17 protein-coding genes are annotated in these 17,746 nt (G+C 56.6%); 10 read left to right on the top strand and 7 right to left on the bottom strand.

Features of this window, described 5'->3' with window-relative positions; genetic code table 11:
- Nucleotides 1-12: 12 nt before the first annotated feature.
- Nucleotides 13-789 carry a transporter substrate-binding domain-containing protein gene (locus ACVKSX_RS03175; protein WP_307379806.1) on the top strand — a complete coding sequence of 259 codons (777 nt, stop codon included), beginning with the start codon at nt 13-15 and terminating at the stop codon, nt 787-789.
- Nucleotides 790-825: 36 nt separating this feature from the next.
- Here the strand turns inward: ACVKSX_RS03175 and pepT are convergent, their stop codons facing one another.
- Entirely contained in the window at nt 826-2,052 is a 1,227-nt protein-coding gene (gene pepT / locus ACVKSX_RS03180; RefSeq protein ID WP_033787793.1) for a peptidase T, read from the bottom strand.
- 127 nt (nt 2,053-2,179) lie between these two features.
- Between pepT and ACVKSX_RS03185 the strand changes: the two genes are divergently transcribed.
- Entirely contained in the window at nt 2,180-3,772 is a 1,593-nt protein-coding gene (locus ACVKSX_RS03185) for an ABC transporter substrate-binding protein (RefSeq protein WP_354438329.1), read from the top strand.
- A 326-nt stretch (nt 3,773-4,098) separates the two neighbouring features.
- Here the strand turns inward: ACVKSX_RS03185 and ACVKSX_RS03190 are convergent, their stop codons facing one another.
- Nucleotides 4,099-5,013 (bottom strand): LysR family transcriptional regulator, encoded by a 915-nt coding sequence (locus ACVKSX_RS03190; protein ID WP_010244726.1) that lies wholly within the window; start codon nt 5,011-5,013, stop codon nt 4,099-4,101.
- A gap of 140 nt (nt 5,014-5,153) precedes the next feature.
- Here ACVKSX_RS03190 and ACVKSX_RS03195 point away from each other — a divergent pair, with 140 nt between their 5' ends.
- Nucleotides 5,154-6,575: a M20 family metallopeptidase gene (locus ACVKSX_RS03195; protein WP_033757736.1), complete on the top strand. Its 1,422-nt coding sequence runs from the start codon at nt 5,154-5,156 to the stop codon at nt 6,573-6,575.
- Nucleotides 6,572-7,840, top strand: a complete 1,269-nt coding sequence (locus ACVKSX_RS03200; RefSeq protein WP_010244731.1) for an MFS transporter — start codon at nt 6,572-6,574, stop codon at nt 7,838-7,840. Before ACVKSX_RS03195 ends, ACVKSX_RS03200 begins: the two co-directional genes overlap by 4 nt.
- A 75-nt stretch (nt 7,841-7,915) precedes the next feature.
- Here ACVKSX_RS03200 and aldA read toward each other — a convergent pair whose 3' ends face one another.
- Nucleotides 7,916-9,352, bottom strand: a complete 1,437-nt coding sequence (gene aldA / locus ACVKSX_RS03205) for an aldehyde dehydrogenase (protein ID WP_354438330.1) — start codon at nt 9,350-9,352, stop codon at nt 7,916-7,918.
- 196 nt (nt 9,353-9,548) lie between these two features.
- Here aldA and ACVKSX_RS03210 point away from each other — a divergent pair, with 196 nt between their 5' ends.
- The gene (locus tag ACVKSX_RS03210; protein WP_010244737.1) at nt 9,549-9,815 is read left to right on the top strand and encodes a DksA/TraR family C4-type zinc finger protein; all 267 of its coding nucleotides are present in this window, start codon (nt 9,549-9,551) and stop codon (nt 9,813-9,815) included.
- A gap of 3 nt (nt 9,816-9,818) precedes the next feature.
- Here the strand turns inward: ACVKSX_RS03210 and ACVKSX_RS03215 are convergent, their stop codons facing one another.
- Together ACVKSX_RS03215 and ACVKSX_RS03220 are read right to left on the bottom strand one after the other, a co-directional pair.
- Nucleotides 9,819-9,917, bottom strand: a complete 99-nt coding sequence (locus tag ACVKSX_RS03215) for a YoaK family small membrane protein (RefSeq protein ID WP_354438331.1) — start codon at nt 9,915-9,917, stop codon at nt 9,819-9,821.
- 43 nt (nt 9,918-9,960) lie between these two features.
- Complete coding sequence (locus tag ACVKSX_RS03220; RefSeq protein WP_354438332.1) at nt 9,961-10,284, bottom strand: hypothetical protein; 324 nt, start codon at nt 10,282-10,284, stop codon at nt 9,961-9,963.
- Nucleotides 10,285-10,643: 359 nt separating this feature from the next.
- Here ACVKSX_RS03220 and rhaT point away from each other — a divergent pair, with 359 nt between their 5' ends.
- Nucleotides 10,644-11,678: an L-rhamnose/proton symporter RhaT gene (gene rhaT, locus ACVKSX_RS03225; RefSeq protein WP_010670192.1), complete on the top strand. Its 1,035-nt coding sequence runs from the start codon at nt 10,644-10,646 to the stop codon at nt 11,676-11,678.
- Nucleotides 11,679-11,851: 173 nt separating this feature from the next.
- On the opposite strand, the gene rhaR is transcribed toward rhaT, so the two are convergent.
- On the bottom strand, nt 11,852-12,715 hold the full coding sequence (rhaR, locus tag ACVKSX_RS03230) for an HTH-type transcriptional activator RhaR (protein ID WP_010244749.1): 864 nt from the start codon (nt 12,713-12,715) through the stop codon (nt 11,852-11,854).
- A gap of 11 nt (nt 12,716-12,726) precedes the next feature.
- Nucleotides 12,727-13,548: an HTH-type transcriptional activator RhaS gene (rhaS, locus tag ACVKSX_RS03235; RefSeq protein WP_029519076.1), complete on the bottom strand. Its 822-nt coding sequence runs from the start codon at nt 13,546-13,548 to the stop codon at nt 12,727-12,729.
- A gap of 291 nt (nt 13,549-13,839) precedes the next feature.
- Here rhaS and rhaB point away from each other — a divergent pair, with 291 nt between their 5' ends.
- From rhaB to rhaM, 4 genes are read left to right on the top strand one after another with little or no spacing between them, the layout of a single operon-like run.
- Nucleotides 13,840-15,312 (top strand): rhamnulokinase, encoded by a 1,473-nt coding sequence (gene rhaB / locus ACVKSX_RS03240; RefSeq protein ID WP_033757732.1) that lies wholly within the window; start codon nt 13,840-13,842, stop codon nt 15,310-15,312.
- Entirely contained in the window at nt 15,305-16,561 is a 1,257-nt protein-coding gene (locus ACVKSX_RS03245) for an L-rhamnose isomerase (protein WP_010670188.1), read from the top strand. The genes rhaB and ACVKSX_RS03245 overlap by 8 nt, the downstream gene beginning before the upstream one ends.
- Nucleotides 16,562-16,571: 10 nt before the next feature.
- A complete protein-coding gene (rhaD, locus tag ACVKSX_RS03250; protein ID WP_191913889.1) occupies nt 16,572-17,414 on the top strand; it encodes a rhamnulose-1-phosphate aldolase in 843 nt (280 codons plus the stop codon).
- Nucleotides 17,404-17,718, top strand: coding sequence for an L-rhamnose mutarotase (gene rhaM, locus ACVKSX_RS03255; protein ID WP_010244762.1), 315 nt, complete (start codon nt 17,404-17,406; stop codon nt 17,716-17,718). The genes rhaD and rhaM overlap by 11 nt, the downstream gene beginning before the upstream one ends.
- The last annotated feature ends 28 nt before the right edge of the window (nt 17,719-17,746 follow it).

The raw sequence follows: 17,746 nt of genomic DNA on the forward strand, positions 1-17,746 counted from the left end.
GTAAATGACATAATGAAGAAACTGAACGCGCTTTTTCTCGCTCTGGGCATGATGACATCGGTACAGGCACTGGCACTGGATTTACGCTACGGCGTGGAGTCACAATATCCGCCTTTTGAAAGCCGCAATGCAAAAGGGGAACTGGAAGGCTTTGATATCGAGCTGGGCAATGCCATCTGTAAGGCGGGCAACTTCAGCTGCCACTGGGTTGAGAGCAGTTTTGATGCGCTGATCCCGGCACTGCAGGCGAAAAAGTTTGACGCCATTAACTCGGCGATGAACATCACCGAAGCGCGCGCCAGAAGCATTGCTTTTACGCAGCCTATCTACCGTATTCCGACCATGTTAGTGGCGAAGACCGGTGAAAATCTGGCACCGAACGCCGAAGGTCTGAAGGGCAAGAACATCGGTGTATTACAGGGATCCATCCAGGAAACCTATGCCAAGAAGCACTGGGAGCCGCAGGGTGTGACTGTGACCTCGTATCAGGATCAAAACCAGGTTTACAACGACATGGTCGCGGGCCGCCTGGATGGCACACTGGTGATGTCTGCTGCCGGTCAGTCTGGCTTCCTCGATAAACCGCAGGGCAAAGGCTTTGGGTTTGTTGGCAAGCCAGTCGAAGATGACGCGATTCTTGGTTCAGGCATCGGCTACGGCCTGCGCAAAGATGACGCGCAGCTGAAGCAGTCACTGGATGCGGCGATTGCTAAAGTGCAGGGCGATGGCACCATCAAAAAGCTGGCTGAAAAATATTTCCCAGGCATTGATGTCAGCGCGAAGCCATAATCGCAATCGGGCGCGTTCTGCGCCCGATTCCTCCGCTTATTCCGCCGCCAGATAACAGAGTTTTTCCGCCACCTGATAGGACTTCACAAACGACGTTACCGGCAGAAATTCGAAGCGTGAATGGAAGTTGTGCGCGCCGGTAAAGAAGTTCGGCGTCAGCAGACCTTTGGCTGACAGCGCGGCACCGTCTGTACCGCCACGCATCGGAATCACCTTCGGCTCAATCTCCAGCGCGGCAAAGGCACTGAAGATCAGGTCAATCGCCCGACGATCTTCACCCAGGGCATTGCTGATATTGCTGTAAGTATCGCTGATACCCACGCTCACCTTGCCGGTGGGGTAACGCGCCGCCAGATCCTCTGCTGCCTGCTGCAACTGCTGCTTACGTGCCGCAAAGCTGGTCAGATCAAAATCACGGATTGAGGCCTTAAGCGTCGCCTTGCTGGCGTTGGCCTGAATCTCATTGAACCAGATATAGCCTTCACGGCCTTCAGTGTGCTCCGGGGTCTGCTGCCGATCAAACAGGCTGATATAGTCATGGGCCATCAGCAGCGGATTGACCAGCACCCCTTTGCCCGACATCGGATGGGCGGGTACACCGGTAAACACAATTTCTGCAGCGGCAGCATTGAAGTTTTCATAGACCACTTCGCCCAGTTCGCAGCAGTCGATGGTCCAGGCGAAATCAACATTAAAGCGCGTTTCCAGATCCAGCGCTTTCGCGCCGCGCAGCCCAATCTCTTCGTCCGGCACAAAGGCCACCACGATGTCGCCGTGGTCGCCGTTAAGGTTCTGCATCAGCGTCATCACCACGGTGACCGCCGCTTTGTTGTCCGCGCCCAGCACGCTGGTGCCGTCGCTGAAGATCACCTGCTGACCGACGTAGGGCGCGATCTCCGGATGTTCATCGCGGCGCAGCCAGATATCCTGCTCTGCATTCAGACAGAGATCTTCGCCCTGCCAGGTGAGGATCTGCGGGTGGATATCGGGCGACAAACCGACATCAACGGTATCGATATGCGTAATAAACCCGATGCGCGGCGCGTCAGGCCGGTTGCCGCGTTTCACCGCCGTCACCGTGGCATGTTCATCAATCACCACCTCATCCAGCCCTGACGCGCGCAGCTCATCCGCCAGCAGTTCCGCCATGGCGTGCTGGCTCGGCGTGCTGGGCAGGGTGGTGGATTTGGCATCGCTCTGACTGCTGATGGCGAGGTAACGGAAAAAACGTTCTGTGAGCTGCGACTCAAGTTTGTCTGTCATCACTATTCCTTATTAGTCAGCCACCGGCGGGGTTCGTTATGGTGCCGAATCGTGCTATCAATGAAGCATCTGAATGATTCATTTAGATATTGTGATCACAGGAAGTCAATACAAAGCGAGGATAATAATGAAAATCAAGATAGCCACCTTAGCGCTTGTTACGGCTGGGATAGCGCTGGCTGGCAGCGTTAACGCCAAAACGCTGGTCTTCTGTTCTGAGGGATCGCCAGAGAACTTTAACCCGCAGCTCTATACCTCCGGGACCAGCGTTGACGCCAGTGCGGTGCCGGTTTTCAACCGGCTGGTGGACTTTACGCCTGGCACCACCAACCTGGTGCCCAGCCTGGCGGAACGCTGGGAAATCAGCCCGGATGGCACGGTTTACACCTTCCATCTGCGCAAGAATGTGAAGTTTCAGAGCAATAAAGCCTTCAAACCCAGCCGCGACTTCAACGCCGACGATGTGATCTTCTCGTTTATGCGCCAGATGGACCCTAAAAATCCCTACCACAATGTCTCTGGCGGCACTTATTCCAACTTCGAAAGCCTGGAACTCTCCACGCTGATTAAAAGTATCGACCGGGTTGATGACCACACCGTGAGTTTTACGCTGTCCCATCCGGAAGCGCCGTTCCTTGCCGATCTCGCCTGGTACTTCGCCTCGATCCACTCGGCGGAATATGCAGACGCGATGCTGAAAGCGGGGACGCCGGAGAAGGTCGATATGAACCCGATCGGCACCGGACCGTTTGAGCTGGTGCAGTATCAGAAAGATTCCCGCATTCTCTACAAAGCGTTCCCGGACTACTGGCAGGGCAAGGCGAAACTCGATCGGCTGGTGTTCAGCATCACGCCGGATGCCTCCGTGCGCTACGCCAAGCTGGAGAAGAACGAGTGTCAGGTGATGCCTTTCCCTAATCCCGCCGATCTTGAAAAGATGCGCGCTAACCCGGATATCACCCTGGAACAAAAGGCGGGTCTGAATACCGGCTTCCTGGCGTTTAACACCACCAAAGCGCCAACCGATAACGTCAAAGTGCGCCAGGCGCTGGCGATGGCGATCAACAAACCGGCGATCATTGATGCGATTTTTAAAGGCACCGGCACGGTTGCGAAAAATATCCTGCCACCGGGCGTCTGGAGCGCCGACAAAGATCTGAAAGATTACGACTACGATCCAGAGAAGGCCAAAGCCCTGCTGCAACAGGCGGGTGTGAAACCGGGTACCGAAATTGCGCTCTGGGCGATGCCGGTTCAGCGGCCTTACAACCCGAATGCGCGCCGCATGGCGGAGATGATTCAGTCGGACTGGGCTAAAGTGGGCATCAAAGCCAATATCGTCAGCTATGAGTGGGGCGAATACCTGAAACGCGTGCGCAGCGGCGAGCATCAGGCGGCACTGATGGGCTGGACCACCGCCACCGGCGATCCGGACAACTTTTTTGGCCCGCTTTACAGCTGTACCTCGGCACAGGGCGGTTCCAACTCCTCAAAATGGTGCTATCAGCCGTTCGAGAAGTTAATCACCGAAGCCCGCGCCGAGCCGGATCAGGGCAAACGCACCGCGCTTTATCTGCAGGCACAGCAGATGATGCATGACCAGATGCCTGCGGTGATGATTGCGCACTCCACCATCTTTGAGCCGGTGCGCAAATCAGTCAGCGGCTATCAGGTCGATCCGTTCGGCAAACACATCTTCTATCAGGTTGATATTAAGTAGTAAGTGATTGCCGCTAAAACCAGAGCCCCACTTCCGAGTGGGGCTAAGTTTATGCACTAAAGTCAGGGTTTATATGACCGCAATGATAAAGCTCAACGCGAAGGGAACACGAGCAGGGAGGAAAGCGTCCCGCCGCCCGGATAAAAACGCCGGGAGCGTTTTTGAACAACGCAACGCGTTGGCCCGGCTACGGGCGCTCCTCAGGGATGAGGTGCGTAATCTCGCGGGCCGGGCATGCCATGGATGGCGGCTGTTGCGACTTTCCGATCGGGTCGTGTTCCCTTAGCCATCACGGTCTTATAGCAAATCTTTGCAGACCTTAACCCTTATCCCATCCTCACCTGCTGATCCATTTCCGTCAGCCGCTGCTGCAAAAACTGCAGAAACAGCGTCAGCGCCGCATTCCGCTGGCGGCCGGACACCGTCTGAAGCTGCAACGTTCGCTGACTCAGCTGATCCACCCCCATAGAACGCAACACCAGATTTTGCGTGTCGCGCTCAAACAACAGGGTAAATGCGCTGCAAATGGTCACTGCCTGCGGGGTATGCAGCAAAAAGTGGTAGAGCGTAGCGAAATAGTCGCAGGTCAGCACCGGCTCGACCACGCAGTCGTTCATCTGACAGGAGAGGTCAAACAACTGCCGCACAGTAGTATGCTGACCTGGTAACGCCAGCGGCCAGCCATGCAGATCGGCCAGCGTCACCTGACGCGATGCCAGCGGATGTGACTGATGCATCGCCAGTAACACTGGCGCCGGCCACGAGCCGAGCACCTCAACGCTGCGCTCCGGTTGCAGACTGAACTGCAGCGCGACATCGCATTCCCCAGCCCTGACGCATGCCGCCACGCCCTGCGAGTGCGTTACGTTAAGCGCAAACAGCACGCCGGGGTTGGCCTGACGGAACTCCGCCAGCAGACCCGGCAGCAGACTGAACGCCATTCCGTCGGTGCAGGCGATGCGGATCAGGCTGCGCCGTATTGCTTTCAGCCCTTTAATCTCCGCCAGCGCATATTCCATATCGAGCTGACTCTTGCGCACATGATGCGCGAATATTTCACCCGCTTCGTTCAATACCATGCCGCGCGCATGCCGCTCAAACAGCGGCACACCGACCTGCGTCTCCAGACGCTGAATCTGGCGACTAATCGCCGACACGGCCACAAAGAGCTGCTCGCTGGCGGCGCTCAGCGATCCGCACTGTACGACCGCCAGGAAATAGCGGATCTCACTGCTTAACATGGTGACTCCGGCAAAACGCATCATAAAAGGGCAGGCGTGGCTTGCTTTAAAAGCAAGGCTCACTCGATAAATTAATAATTGTGGCAAAGAGAGAAGTTTGTCAAAGATAAAGCACGATAAAAAGAACAGACAGGGCAAACATGACAGAGCAACAGACCGTTGACCAGGCGATGCACTATTTCGACAGTGGCGAGTTTCAGCAGCTGCTGGCACGACGAATTTCCTGCGTGACCGAAAGCCAGCACGCCAGCAGGCAGGTGGAGCTGGAGAACTATCTGCAGCAGGAGATCGGCCCGCAGCTGGCGGCGATGGGCTTTACGCTGCACCCGTTTGAGAATCCGCAGCCCGGCAGCCCGCCGTTTCTGATCGCCACGCTCATTGAAGATCCCTCCAGACCGACGCTGCTCTGCTATGGCCACGGCGATGTGGTGTTCGGCGACGATGAGAACTGGCGCGACGGTTTATCACCGTGGCAACTCACGGCTGAAGATGACCGCCTGTATGGGCGCGGCAGTGCGGACAACAAAGGCCAGCACTGCATCAATCTCGCGGCGCTGGAGCAGGTGTGGCAGGCACGCGGTGGCGCACTGGGCTTCAACTGCAAAATTTTGTTTGAAATGGGTGAAGAGATCAGTTCACCGGGGCTGGCGGAGATTTGTCAGCAGCAGCGGGCGCTGTTACAGGCCGACCTCTTTATCGCCTCTGATGGCCCGCGACTGAACGCGGTGCGGCCGACACTGTTCCTGGGTTCGCGTGGCGCGGCGAACTTTCGTCTGACTATCAGAGCGCGCGACAACGCCTATCACTCCGGCAACTGGGGCGGACTGCTGAGTAATCCCGGCACCCAGCTGGCGAATGCGCTCGCCTGCCTGGTGAATGCAAAGGGTGTTTTGCAGGTCGCCGCGCTGAAACCGGACTCCCTGACCGATGCGGTGCGCGCCATCCTCAGTGATATCGAGGTGGGCGGAATGCCGGGCGATCCGGCGCTGGCCGACGGCTGGGGCGAGCCGGGTCTGACGCCTGCGGAGCGTCTTTATGGCTGGAACACGCTGGAGGTGCTGGCGTTTGAAACCGGTAATCCGGCGCGCCCGATGAACGCCATTCCCGGCAGCGCCACGGCGGTGTGTCAGCTGCGATTTGTGGTCGGCACCGACTGGGAAAATCTGGTCCGGCATGTCGAAAGTCACCTGCATCAGCACGGCTTCGATAACGTCAGCGTAGAGTTTATGCGCGGTTCACCTGCAACGCGACTCGATCCGCAGGATCCGCTGGTGGCCTGGGCGCTGGACACGCTGGCCCGCAGCAGCGGTAAAAAACCGGCGCTGTTGCCCAATCTCGGCGGTTCACTGCCCAATGAGGTATTTGCCGATATCCTCGGCCTCCCGACGCTGTGGGTGCCCCATTCCTATCCGGCCTGCGGCCAGCACGGCGTTAACGAACACATGCTCACCTCTGTTGCACGTGAAGGGCTGGCGATCATGACCCGCCTTTTCTGGCAACTGGGTGAAGAGGGCGAACAACTGATGTCGCGCCACCATCAGTGGCGGAGAGGTGAACAATGAGCAGCATCGCACAGAGTACTCCGCAGGTGAAACCGAGCCTGCACAAAACGCTGTTCGCTACCTGCATTGGTAACGCGCTGGAGTGGTTCGACATCGCGGTGTATGGCTTCTTCGCCAGCTACATCGCGCACGTCTTCTTTCCGGTCAGCGATCCGTCGGTGTCGCTGCTGCTGACCTTCGGCAGCTTCGGCATCTCATTCCTGATCCGTCCGCTGGGTGCCATCGTGCTGGGCAACTATGCCGACCGTCATGGCCGTAAAAAAGCGCTGCTGCTCTCAATCAATCTGATGATGCTGGGCGGGGCGATCATTACCTTTATGCCGGGTTACGCCACTATTGGTCTGGCGGCGCCGCTGCTGATTATCCTGGCGCGTCTGATTCAGGGCTTCTCTGCCGGAGGCGAATTTGGCAGTTCGACCGCTTTCCTGGTAGAGCACTTTCCCGAGCGCAAAGCCTTTATCGCCAGCTGGCAGTTCGCCACACAGGGCGCCAGTACTCTGATGGCATCGGCGTTCGGCCTCGGGCTGACACACTGGCTGAGCGAAAGCGAGATTCAGGCGTGGGGCTGGCGTATCCCGTTTGCTTTCGGCTTACTGATTGGGCCGCTGGGGATCTACATTCGCCGTCACGTGCAGGAGCCCGCCAGCTTTGCGACGCAGGAGAAGGAAGCCGCACCGCTGAAAACACTGTTCGGGCGGCAGAAAGCGCTGATCACCCTGGCGATTGGGGTGATGGTGATCTCGACTGCGGTCAACTACATGCTCAATTACATTCCGACCTACGCCACCAAAACGCTGCATCTGCCGGGGTCAGTGGCCTTCACCGCCACGCTGGTCGCAGGGATTATCCTGACGGTGGTGACGCCCATAATGGGATTGTGGGCGGAGCGGATTGGCCGATTGCCGCTGATGTGGGGATCGCTGCTGCTGTTGATGGTCACCATCTATCCCGCCTTCAAATGGATGGTCGATCACACTACGCCCACCACGCTGATCCTGCTGGTGGCGTGGATGGCGCTACTCAAGTCGGTCTATTTCTCCACGGTGCCGTCGGTGATGGCCGATCTCTTCCCGGCGACCACGCGCGCCAGCGGCATGGCGATCAGCTACAACGTGGCCGTGACGGTATTTGGCGGGTTTGCACCGCTGATTTGCAGCATGCTGATAGCCGCCACCGGCAGCAGTCTGGCGCCTGGATACTACCTGATGGCTGTGGCGGTGCTGAGTGGCATCGCGCTGCTGCGCTGCAGTAAGCGGGTGGCATAAAAGAGTGGGCCAATTACTGGCCCACTCTGGTACTGACAACGTCAGGTACGGGAGGAGGTAAGATCGAGCCAGTGATTAACTGAACTGTAAATAGGCAACATGGGTCTGCAGATACTCCTCCAGACCATGTTTTCCATCGGCACCGCCGACACCCGATTTACGCCACCCGGCATGAAATCCCTGCATCGCTTCGAAGTTTTCACGGTTAACATAGGTTTCGCCGAACTTCAGCTTTCGCAGCGCGGTCATGGTGGTATTCAGATTCTGCGTATAAATCGAGGAGGTCAGCCCATACTCGCAGTCGTTGGCCAGCGTAATCGCCTCGTCAAGCGTTTTAAAACTCATCACCGGCAGAACCGGGCCAAAAATCTCCTCCTGCATAATCGCCATCTCCTGGCGCACCTCAGTCAGCAAGGTGGGTTGGAAAAAGAAGCCTCTGTCTCCGGCGCGCTTGCCGCCCAGAACCACTTTCGCCCCTGCGGCGACGGCCTCTGCCACCTTCTGCTCCACCCGATCCCGTGCTGCGGCATTAATCAGCGGACCCATATCGATATCGCTGCGTTCGGCCGGGTCGCCAAATGTCACCTGCTGAAACGCGGCGGTCAGTGCGCTGATAAAACGATCGTAAATGCCTTCCTGCACATAGAGCCGCTCTACGCAATTGCAGACCTGGCCGCTGTTAATGATCCGCGAGCTGACGACCGCCCGCACAGCCAGCTCGAGGTCGGCATCATCCATCACGATGGCTGGGGCTTTGCCACCCAGTTCCAGCGACACTTTGGTGACATTTTTAGCCGCGGCTTCCATGGTGGCAATGCCCGCACCGACGCTTCCGGTCAGACTCACCAGACCGACCTTAGGATTTGCCGCCAGCTCCTGTCCCACTTCCGGTCCCAGACCATAAACAAAGTTAATGACGCCAGCAGGCAGGCCCAGCTTTTGTATGATGTCGGCAAAAAGTGCCGCATTATTCGGTGTCAGCTCACTGGGTTTGATCACGATGGTGTTTCCGGTGATCAGGGCCGGTGCCGCTTTGCGGGCAATGAGGAAGAAAGGGAAATTCCACGGCAGTATTCCGGTAGTGACGCCGATCGCTTTTTTGAACAGGAAGATATTTTCGTTGGGGCGGTCACTGTTGATGATCTCACCTTCATAGCGACGCGCCCACTCCGCCATGTAATCGAGGTAGTCGGCGGTGAACATCACTTCGGTCTTCGCCAGCCCCTGGGTTTTTCCACCCTCAGCCACAATGGTTGCCGTCAGTTCAGGGTCACGCTGGCGGATGGCGGTGGCAATTTTGTGCAGCCAGACGCCGCGCTCTACTGCAGGCAGCGCTTCCCATCCAGGCTGAGCCACTTCTGCGGCGCTGATGGCAAGGCTGGCATCCTGACGACTGCCTTGGGGAATACGGGACAGCAACGCCTCCGTGGACGGATTGATCACTTCAATCCACCGGTCACCCTGATGGGCTACAAATTCGCCATTAATGAAATGTTGATGATGTGTTGTCATTCGCTTAGCTCTCCGCTATCGATACGTTGCAGTAATGTGATAGCAGGGTGAAGCAGATTGCTCAGGGCTACCTTTAGCTGATTGCCAGCTGCCGGGAGCGGCTGGCAGCCAATCACAGATATCGGTGAGTTCTGCGGCAAAAACGTCAATATGTTGTAGATTTAAAGGAGTGAAGTGGTAATAAAGGGGTTAAATCATGGCAAATGGATGGGCGTCAGAAGGCGCAGTACAGGAACAGATCGATAGCACCGTCAATGACGGCATTGAGCGGGTAAGACAGTCGATCGGACAGGGCGAAAGCGCCACCGAATGTGAGCTCTGCGGCGAGCCGATTCCCGAAGCGCGTCGTCAGGCGCTTAAAGGCGTGCACTATTGTGTGGCGTGTCAGGAAAAAATCGACAAGCAGCAGCAGACCAGCAGTTTATATAACCGTCGGGGCAGTAAAGATAGTCAGTTGCGCTGACCTTCAGGAGCTTGGCATCGCCAGGCCACTGCCAATAAACCACGCCAGAAAGCCCACGCCCGCCACAATGATGGCGATCGGAAACAGAATTCCAATTCTCATAATTTACCTGCTGCAAACAGCGATTTCAGGGGCTGCGATCTTATCATGAGATCTGCAATACGGCGCGGTGGGTTTTCAGCAGAGTGAACAGCTGGAACTGCGTTGCATCATTTTCCTCCCGCAACACCTCACCTTTTTTATAGAGAATATGGTGAACATGTCCGAGCTTACGCCAGACCACTATCGCTGAGGCGATCAGGGCGCAATGCTGATCCGCCTGCACACACTCAAGGGTGGCATAGTGGGTTTCATCCAGGCCATTCACAAACACCTTTATCGCATCTGCAGGTAATATCGCGCGCAGATCATCCAGCATGACCTGGCTGACTGACTGCGAAAGAAACAGCGTTAACCACTTTGTCGTCATCCCATTCCCTGATCCGATCAATTTTCCCCAGTTTATACGACCTTGCCCGCGTTAATGAAAGGCTTCTTTGCACATTTGCCAACCTTCCCTTGTGAATGGCAGTCAGATCAGAATTGTGCTGCGCCACACAGCAAAAATGAAAAAAACATTGAATAATAAGTTACTTACTTAACTAATCGTCCGGTTTTCTGACAACGGTGAAATTGTGATCCCTGATGGGCACAACGGGTAAATATTGCCACTTCACTGTGGCTTCCGGCATTTATCCAAAGGCTGAGGAATTCCTGCTGAACGTAGACTGCCTGCTGAGCGGAAGCAGACAGGTTTCCGACAGGCCTCAACCTAACCGGGGAATAACAATGAACAGTGCCATTATTGCGGGTATCTTCTGGCATTTTGTCGGAGCTGCCAGCGCCGCGTGTTTCTACGCGCCTTTTAAACAGGTGAAAAGATGGTCATGGGAAACCATGTGGTCGATCGGTGGCCTGATGTCGTGGCTGATCCTGCCGTGGGCGGTAAGTGCCATTTTACTGCCAGATTTTATGGCCTATTACAGCAGCTTCTCGCTTTCGCAACTGACGCCGGTATTTCTGTTTGGCGCGATGTGGGGCATAGGCAATATCAACTACGGCCTGACCATGCGTTATCTCGGCATGTCGATGGGAATCGGTATCGCGATTGGCATTACCCTGGTGGTCGGCACGCTGATGACACCGCTTCTGCAGGGGCGCTTTGGTGAGCTCTTCGCGTCGGCGGGTGGCCGGTTAACCCTGCTGGGCGTACTGGTGGCACTGATTGGCGTCGGGATTGTGTCGCGTGCCGGGCTGTTAAAGGAGCGGGCGCTGGGGATTAACGCAGAAGAGTTTAATCTCAGAAAAGGACTGGTGCTGGCGGTGATGTGCGGCATCTTCTCGGCGGGTATGTCCTTTGCCATGGATGCGGCTAAACCCATGCATCAGGCCGCCGCTAATCTTGGCATCGATCCGCTGTATGTAGCTCTGCCCAGCTACGTGATCATTATGGGCGGCGGGGCACTGGTTAATCTGGCCTTCTGTTTCTGGCGGCTGGCCACCCGGCCAGAGCTGTCGGTGCGTAAAGACTTCTCGGTCGGGAAGTCGCTGCTGATTACCAATACCGCTTTTGCGGTGCTCGGCGGCACAATGTGGTATCTGCAGTTCTTCTTCTATGCCTGGGGCCATGCCAGAATCCCGGCGCAGTATGACTATGTCAGCTGGATGCTGCACATGAGTCTATACGTCCTGTGTGGTGGTCTGGTGGGGCTGCTGATGAAGGAGTGGAAGTCTGCGGGACGCCGCCCGGTCAGCGTGTTATCAATCGGCTGTGTGGTGATTATCATTGCCGCCAATATTGTGGGACTTGGCATGGCGGCCTGATCGCGAATAGTGACTCTGTCTTTATGCAGGCGGGGCCTGCCAGACTGATGGCTCACTCCGTCGGGGTTTTACTTACAACAACACATTAGTTTAATTCGCAGGCACTGTTTCACGGCAATGTGGAACAGCTTTTCTCTGTTACCTCAACGGGCCTGCTATGCAGGCCCGTTTTATTAAGACTCGGCACTTTTCAGTGCCTGGCGTGGCGCGATAAATTGCTGTCGCCAGGCGCTGGGAGGTAAACCGGTGTCACGGGTGAAAACCACCGAAAAATAGTTACTGTCATCAAAGCCGCAGCGGGCGGCAACCTCACTAATCAGACAATCCTGGGTGCGCAGCAGATATTTTGCCTGACAGAGCTGCAGCTGACGCAGGTAATGACCGATGGTCATCCCGGTCTGCTGACGGAAAAGCTGCCTCAGCGCCCGTTCGCTGAGCTGGTTCTGCTGACAAAACTCCGCGAGATCAAAGGGGCGGGCAATCGCACCCTGTAACGCTGACATCAGCAGATCGAGCTGTTCCCCCTCCGGCAACGCCCAGGGGCGGTCGGCCGCGTAGCCGTGGCGGCGCAGAATCAGCGCCAGCTGTAAAAACAGCGCCTCCGAGAGCTGAACTGAAAGGGGGTCGCTTTTGCGGCTTTCACGCTCCAGCTGGCTGATCACTCCCCGGGCCAGCGCCATCCCTCGCGTGGTCAGCCGCCAGCCGCCTGGCGCATCCGGTCCCTGTTGCGGCAGCAGCTGATTCCAGTCAAGGGCAAGACCAAAGCGATCCCGACAGTAGAGGATGTTATCCAGCACCAGATCGTTAACGCTGTCGTAGCTGTGGCAGTCACTGTCGCGGATATAAAAAACGTCGCCACAGGTAATCAGCCAGGGCCGATCGTTGAGGACGTGCAGGCCATTGCCGCGCCAGACAATCACGATTTCACTGAACTCGTGTCGATGCGGCGGGAAAGAGGGTTGTGGCATCCTTTCGGCGACCGCCACCGGTAGAGTAGTGGCGGGAAAATAGTCATCCCGACTGAGTATCAATGCCATGATTGGCTCCTTTACATCATCTGCTGGCGCTCCGCTCGCGGTGCGCAGCCAAATTCGCGCCTGAACAGGGTTGAGAAATGGTTGCTGTCCCCAAATCCACACTGGAAGGCGATATCGGTAATTCGCATATCACTGTGACGCAGAAGATGACGGGCCTGCAACAGCCGCACACGGTTCAGGTAGCGCTGCGGCGTGCTGCCGGTTTGCTGCTTCATTTGCCGATGCAGGGTACGCAGCGACAGGGAGAAGCGATCCGCCAGTTCATCCCAGATAATCTCATCACTGTAATGCTCACCCAGCCAGTCGAGCAGACGATGCAGCCGCGCCTCCTGATCCTGACTCTGTCCATCAATGCACGCCTCACGCAACAGCACCAGCAACTGTAAAAAGAGCTGTTCCTGACGCGCCTGTTTTTCCATCGACCAGGTATCATCCGGCTGCATCTGCGCCGCCACACTCAGCGCCTGCGTCATCACCTTTTGATTGATGCGCCAGTGGGAAGCATATTGCCCGTCCTGATCGCAGGGCAGTAAAGCCTGTAACCCGGAGAGAAAGCGAAACGCGCCGGGGCTGCGATAAAGCACGTTGGTCAGGCAAAGGTTGTCGGTCTGCTCATAAAGATGACGATCGTGATCGCGCACAAAGCAGACGCAACCGGCGCAAAGCGTTTGTGGCTGACCATTAAACACATGAATGCCAGAGCCTTGCTCAACCAGCACAATTTCATGGAAATCATGATGATGTTCCGGGAAGGCGGCCTGGGGTATGCGGGGTTCAATCGCAATGGCGTAATCGCCTTCGGGGAAAAAATCCGCACTGTGCAATATGGTCATGGTCATCTCTCGCTGCTTAACAAAACCGTAACGCAGTCTAATCAGCACGCTCTAACCTTACCTTGAATTTTCAGCCTGACTCAGCAGGAATCATGCTGATTTTTCAAGAAATCCTCAGCAGTTAACAGATTTGCGGCAGGGGTCACATCCTCCTGCCTTTCGCCTCTGTGATCTCTCTCACGAAGTTCTTTGCAAGTCTGCCAGGGCTTATCAGCCGCTGGCACTCCGGGGAAGGTCTTTAACCGGCCAGGTTTTTACTCTGTGACCAATCAATCACAGGGAAAAGTCGCCATGACCAGGAGAAACATTGTTGCTATTGATCTCGGGGCATCCAGCGGGCGGGTCATGCTCGCAAGCTGGGATGCTGCGCAGCGCCAGCTCGCGCTTCGTGAGGTCCGGCGCTTTAAAAATAAGCGCCAGCGTCGTGCCGGTTATGACTGCTGGGATCTGACGATGCTTGAGCAGGAGATACGCGCCGGGCTGGCTCAGTTAGATGAAGAGAAGATCGTGCCAGACAGTATCGGTATCGACACCTGGGGCGTTGATATGGTGCTGCTGGATGCAGAGGGCGAGCCGGTGGGTGAGGCGGTCAGCTACCGCGATGCGCGCACCCACGGCCTGATGGAGCAGGCGCAGCACGAACTGAGCCGCAGTGCCATCTACGCCCGAACCGGCATTCAGTTCCTGCCATTCAATACGCTCTATCAGATGCGCGCCCTGCATCAGCAGCAGCCCGACTGGCAGACCCGCGTGGCGCATGCGCTGATGATGCCGGACTACCTGCATTATCGCCTGACCGGAAATCTCAACTGGGAATACACCAACGCCACCACCACGCAAATGCTCAATATTCACAGCGGCGAATGGGATCGTGATCTGCTCGCCTGGGCGGGCGTTGCTCCTGAATGGTTCGGCCAGCCGCAGGCACCGGGCAACACCGTCGGCCACTGGGTCAATAGCGCAGGTGTCCCGGTCCCGGTTATTGCTGTCGCCACCCACGACACCGCCAGCGCGGTTCTGGCAACGCCGCTAATGCAGGACGATGCCGCCTATCTCAGTTCCGGAACCTGGTCGCTGATGGGCTTTGAAAGTTTGCAGCCTTATGCCTGCGATGGCGCGTTACGCGCCAATATCACCAATGAGGGCGGCGCAGAAGGCTACCGCGTACTGAAAAATATCATGGGCTTATGGCTGTTGCAGCGCATCTGCGGCGAACTTCAGATTGACGATCTCAGCGCACTGATTGATCAGACGGCACGGCAGCCCGCCTGTGTTTCACTGATTAGTCCCAACGATGCGCGCTTCATCAATCCCGACAGCATGGTTAACGAGATTCAGAACGCCTGCGCAGAGCAGGGAATGCCGGTGCCACAATCTGCCGCCGCGCTGGCCCGCTGCATATTTGACAGCCTGGCACTGCTCTATCGCGAGGTGATCCAGGAGCTGGCAGAGCTGCGAGGCAAACCTTTCAGCCAGCTTCACGTGGTAGGGGGCGGCAGCCAGAACCGTTTTCTTAACCAGCTCTGTGCCGATGCCTGCCAGATTCCGGTGCTGGCAGGTCCGGTTGAAGCCTCCACGCTGGGTAACGTTGGTTGCCAGCTGATTGCACTTGGCGAACTGATCGATGTGGCTGATTTCCGCTGCAGCGTCATCAACAACTTCCCACTGGAAAAATTCGAACCGCAAACTCACAGCGTCTTCAGTGCCAGTCAGGCACGCTTCGCGACGCTGAGTCAACCCGCTAAGGAACCCGCTTATGACTAAGCAGATTGAACAGGCTTTTGAACTGGCTAAACAACGCTACGCTGACAATGGAGTTGATGTTGAACAGGCCATTCGCCAGCTGGACAGCATTCCTGTCTCGATGCACTGCTGGCAGGGGGACGATGTCCGGGGCTTTGAGAACCCACAGGGCGCATTGACTGGCGGCATCCAGGCGACCGGCAACTATCCGGGGCGGGCACGCAATGCCAGTGAATTGCGCAGCGATATCGACAAGGCGATGTCTCTGATCCCAGGCGCAAAACGTCTGAACCTGCACGCTATCTATCTGGAAAGTGACAAGCCAGTCGATCGGGATGCGATTGAACCTGCCCATTTCACCAACTGGGTCGCCTGGGCGAAAGAGCACAACTTAGGGCTGGATTTTAACCCCAGCTGCTTCTCGCATCCGATGAGTGCCGACGGTTTTACGCTGTCGCACAGTGATAAAACCGTGCGTCAGTTCTGGATCGATCACTGCAAAGCGAGTCGCCGCATCTCCGCTTCGTTTGGTGAGCAGCTTGGCACGCCGTCAGTGATGAATATCTGGGTGCCGGACGGCATGAAAGATATTACCGTGGATCGCCTGGCCCCGCGTCAGCGTCTGATGAGCGCACTGGATGAGGTCATCTCAGAAAAACTGAACCCGCAGCACCATATTGACGCGGTTGAGAGCAAGCTGTTTGGCATTGGCGCAGAGAGCTACACCGTGGGCTCCAATGAGTTTTATCTCGGTTACGCCGCCAGTCGCCAGACAGCACTATGCCTGGATGCAGGACATTTCCATCCCACCGAAGTGATCTCCGATAAAATTTCCGCCGCGATGCTCTATGTGCCGCGTCTGCTGCTGCACGTCAGCCGCCCGGTGCGCTGGGACAGCGACCATGTGGTGCTGCTGGATGATGAAACTCAGGCGATCGCCAGTGAGATCGTCCGCCATCAGCTGTTCGACAAAGTGCATATCGGACTCGATTTCTTCGACGCCTCTATCAACCGGATTGCCGCCTGGGTTATCGGCACCCGTAACACCAAAAAAGCGCTGCTGCGTGCCCTGCTGGAGCCAACCGATCGTCTGCGCCAGGCCGAGAACGAGGGCGATTACACCGCGCGGCTGACGCTGCTGGAAGAGCAAAAATCATTGCCATGGCAGGCGGTATGGGAAGCCTGGTGCCTGCGCCATGACGTCCCGGCTGATGCCAGCTGGTTAGGCGACGTCCGTCATTATGAACAACAGATTTTGAGCCAACGTTAAGGATTTCACTATGCAAAGCATTCTTTCTTCCGGGTTTGTTAAGGGAATGGTCAAAGCAACCAGCGATATGTGGCTGAAGGGCTGGGACGAACGTAACGGCGGCAACGTCAGCCTGCGTCTGCGGGAAGAGGAGGTTAAACCTTTTGCCGCTGATTTCTGCCTGCAACCGCGCTGTATTGAGCTGACACAACCTGCGCCGGCGCTGGCGAACGACTGGTTTCTGGTGACCGGGTCAGGAAAATTCATGCGTAATGTCCAGCTTGATCCGGCGGATTGTCTGGCACTGCTGCAGGTCGATGACAAAGGGCTCTCTTATAAAATTCACTGGGGCCTGTCGAATGGCGGTTTGCCCACCTCTGAGCTGGCGTCACACTTTCAGTCTCACGCGGTGCGTAAAGCGGTCAGTAATGGTGCAGACCGGGTAATCATGCACTGTCACGCTACCAACTTTATGGCCTTAAGCTATGTGGTTGAGATGGATTCCGCCCGCTTTACCCGCCTGCTGTGGGAAGGGAGTACCGAATGTCTGGTGGTGTTCCCGGACGGTGTGGGTGTTTTACCCTGGATGGTACCCGGCACCGATGAAATCGGCACCGCGACAGCCGGGCAGATGCAGTCACATACCCTGGTGATGTGGCCATTCCACGGTGTCTTTGGCACGGGCCCGACGCTCGATGAGACTTTTGGTCTGATTGATACGGCGGAGAAATCGTCAGAAGTGATCGTCAAAGTGCTGTCGATGGGCGGTATGCGTCAGAGTATCACCACAGAACAGCTGGTTGCATTGGGTGAGCGATTTGGTGTGAAGCCGTGGCAACCGGCGCTGGATGCAGGGCCTGCTAATGCTGCGTAAAGCCTTTGTGATGCAGGTGAATCCTTATTGCCATGCAGAGTATGAGCGTCGCCACTCACCGATCTGGCCTGAACTGGCCGAAACCCTGAAAGCGCACGGCGCGCATAACTATGCCATCTGGCTGGACGCTGAGCGGCATCTGCTGTTCGCCAGCGTTGAGATTGAATCTGAGGAGCGCTGGAACGCGGTGGCGGAAACGGAGGTCTGTCAGCGCTGGTGGGCATCAATGAAAGATCTGATGCCGTCAAATGAAGATAACAGCCCGATCAGTGAGCCGTTAAAACCGGTTTTCTTTCTGGAATAAAATCGGGAATAAAAGATGAAAAGGGCGG

Source organism: Pantoea sp. PvP021 (assembly GCF_054056055.1).

Coding starts and splice junctions, on each gene's coding strand:
- ACVKSX_RS03175 (WP_307379806.1), top strand. CDS start 13: ATGAAGAAACTGAACGCGCTTTTTCTCGCTCTGGGCATGATGACATCG.
- pepT (WP_033787793.1), bottom strand. CDS start 2,052: ATGACAGACAAACTTGAGTCGCAGCTCACAGAACGTTTTTTCCGTTAC.
- ACVKSX_RS03185 (WP_354438329.1), top strand. CDS start 2,180: ATGAAAATCAAGATAGCCACCTTAGCGCTTGTTACGGCTGGGATAGCG.
- ACVKSX_RS03190 (WP_010244726.1), bottom strand. CDS start 5,013: ATGTTAAGCAGTGAGATCCGCTATTTCCTGGCGGTCGTACAGTGCGGA.
- ACVKSX_RS03195 (WP_033757736.1), top strand. CDS start 5,154: ATGACAGAGCAACAGACCGTTGACCAGGCGATGCACTATTTCGACAGT.
- ACVKSX_RS03200 (WP_010244731.1), top strand. CDS start 6,572: ATGAGCAGCATCGCACAGAGTACTCCGCAGGTGAAACCGAGCCTGCAC.
- aldA (WP_354438330.1), bottom strand. CDS start 9,352: ATGACAACACATCATCAACATTTCATTAATGGCGAATTTGTAGCCCAT.
- ACVKSX_RS03210 (WP_010244737.1), top strand. CDS start 9,549: ATGGCAAATGGATGGGCGTCAGAAGGCGCAGTACAGGAACAGATCGAT.
- ACVKSX_RS03215 (WP_354438331.1), bottom strand. CDS start 9,917: ATGAGAATTGGAATTCTGTTTCCGATCGCCATCATTGTGGCGGGCGTG.
- ACVKSX_RS03220 (WP_354438332.1), bottom strand. CDS start 10,284: ATGACGACAAAGTGGTTAACGCTGTTTCTTTCGCAGTCAGTCAGCCAG.
- rhaT (WP_010670192.1), top strand. CDS start 10,644: ATGAACAGTGCCATTATTGCGGGTATCTTCTGGCATTTTGTCGGAGCT.
- rhaR (WP_010244749.1), bottom strand. CDS start 12,715: ATGGCATTGATACTCAGTCGGGATGACTATTTTCCCGCCACTACTCTA.
- rhaS (WP_029519076.1), bottom strand. CDS start 13,548: ATGACCATATTGCACAGTGCGGATTTTTTCCCCGAAGGCGATTACGCC.
- rhaB (WP_033757732.1), top strand. CDS start 13,840: ATGACCAGGAGAAACATTGTTGCTATTGATCTCGGGGCATCCAGCGGG.
- ACVKSX_RS03245 (WP_010670188.1), top strand. CDS start 15,305: ATGACTAAGCAGATTGAACAGGCTTTTGAACTGGCTAAACAACGCTAC.
- rhaD (WP_191913889.1), top strand. CDS start 16,572: ATGCAAAGCATTCTTTCTTCCGGGTTTGTTAAGGGAATGGTCAAAGCA.
- rhaM (WP_010244762.1), top strand. CDS start 17,404: ATGCTGCGTAAAGCCTTTGTGATGCAGGTGAATCCTTATTGCCATGCA.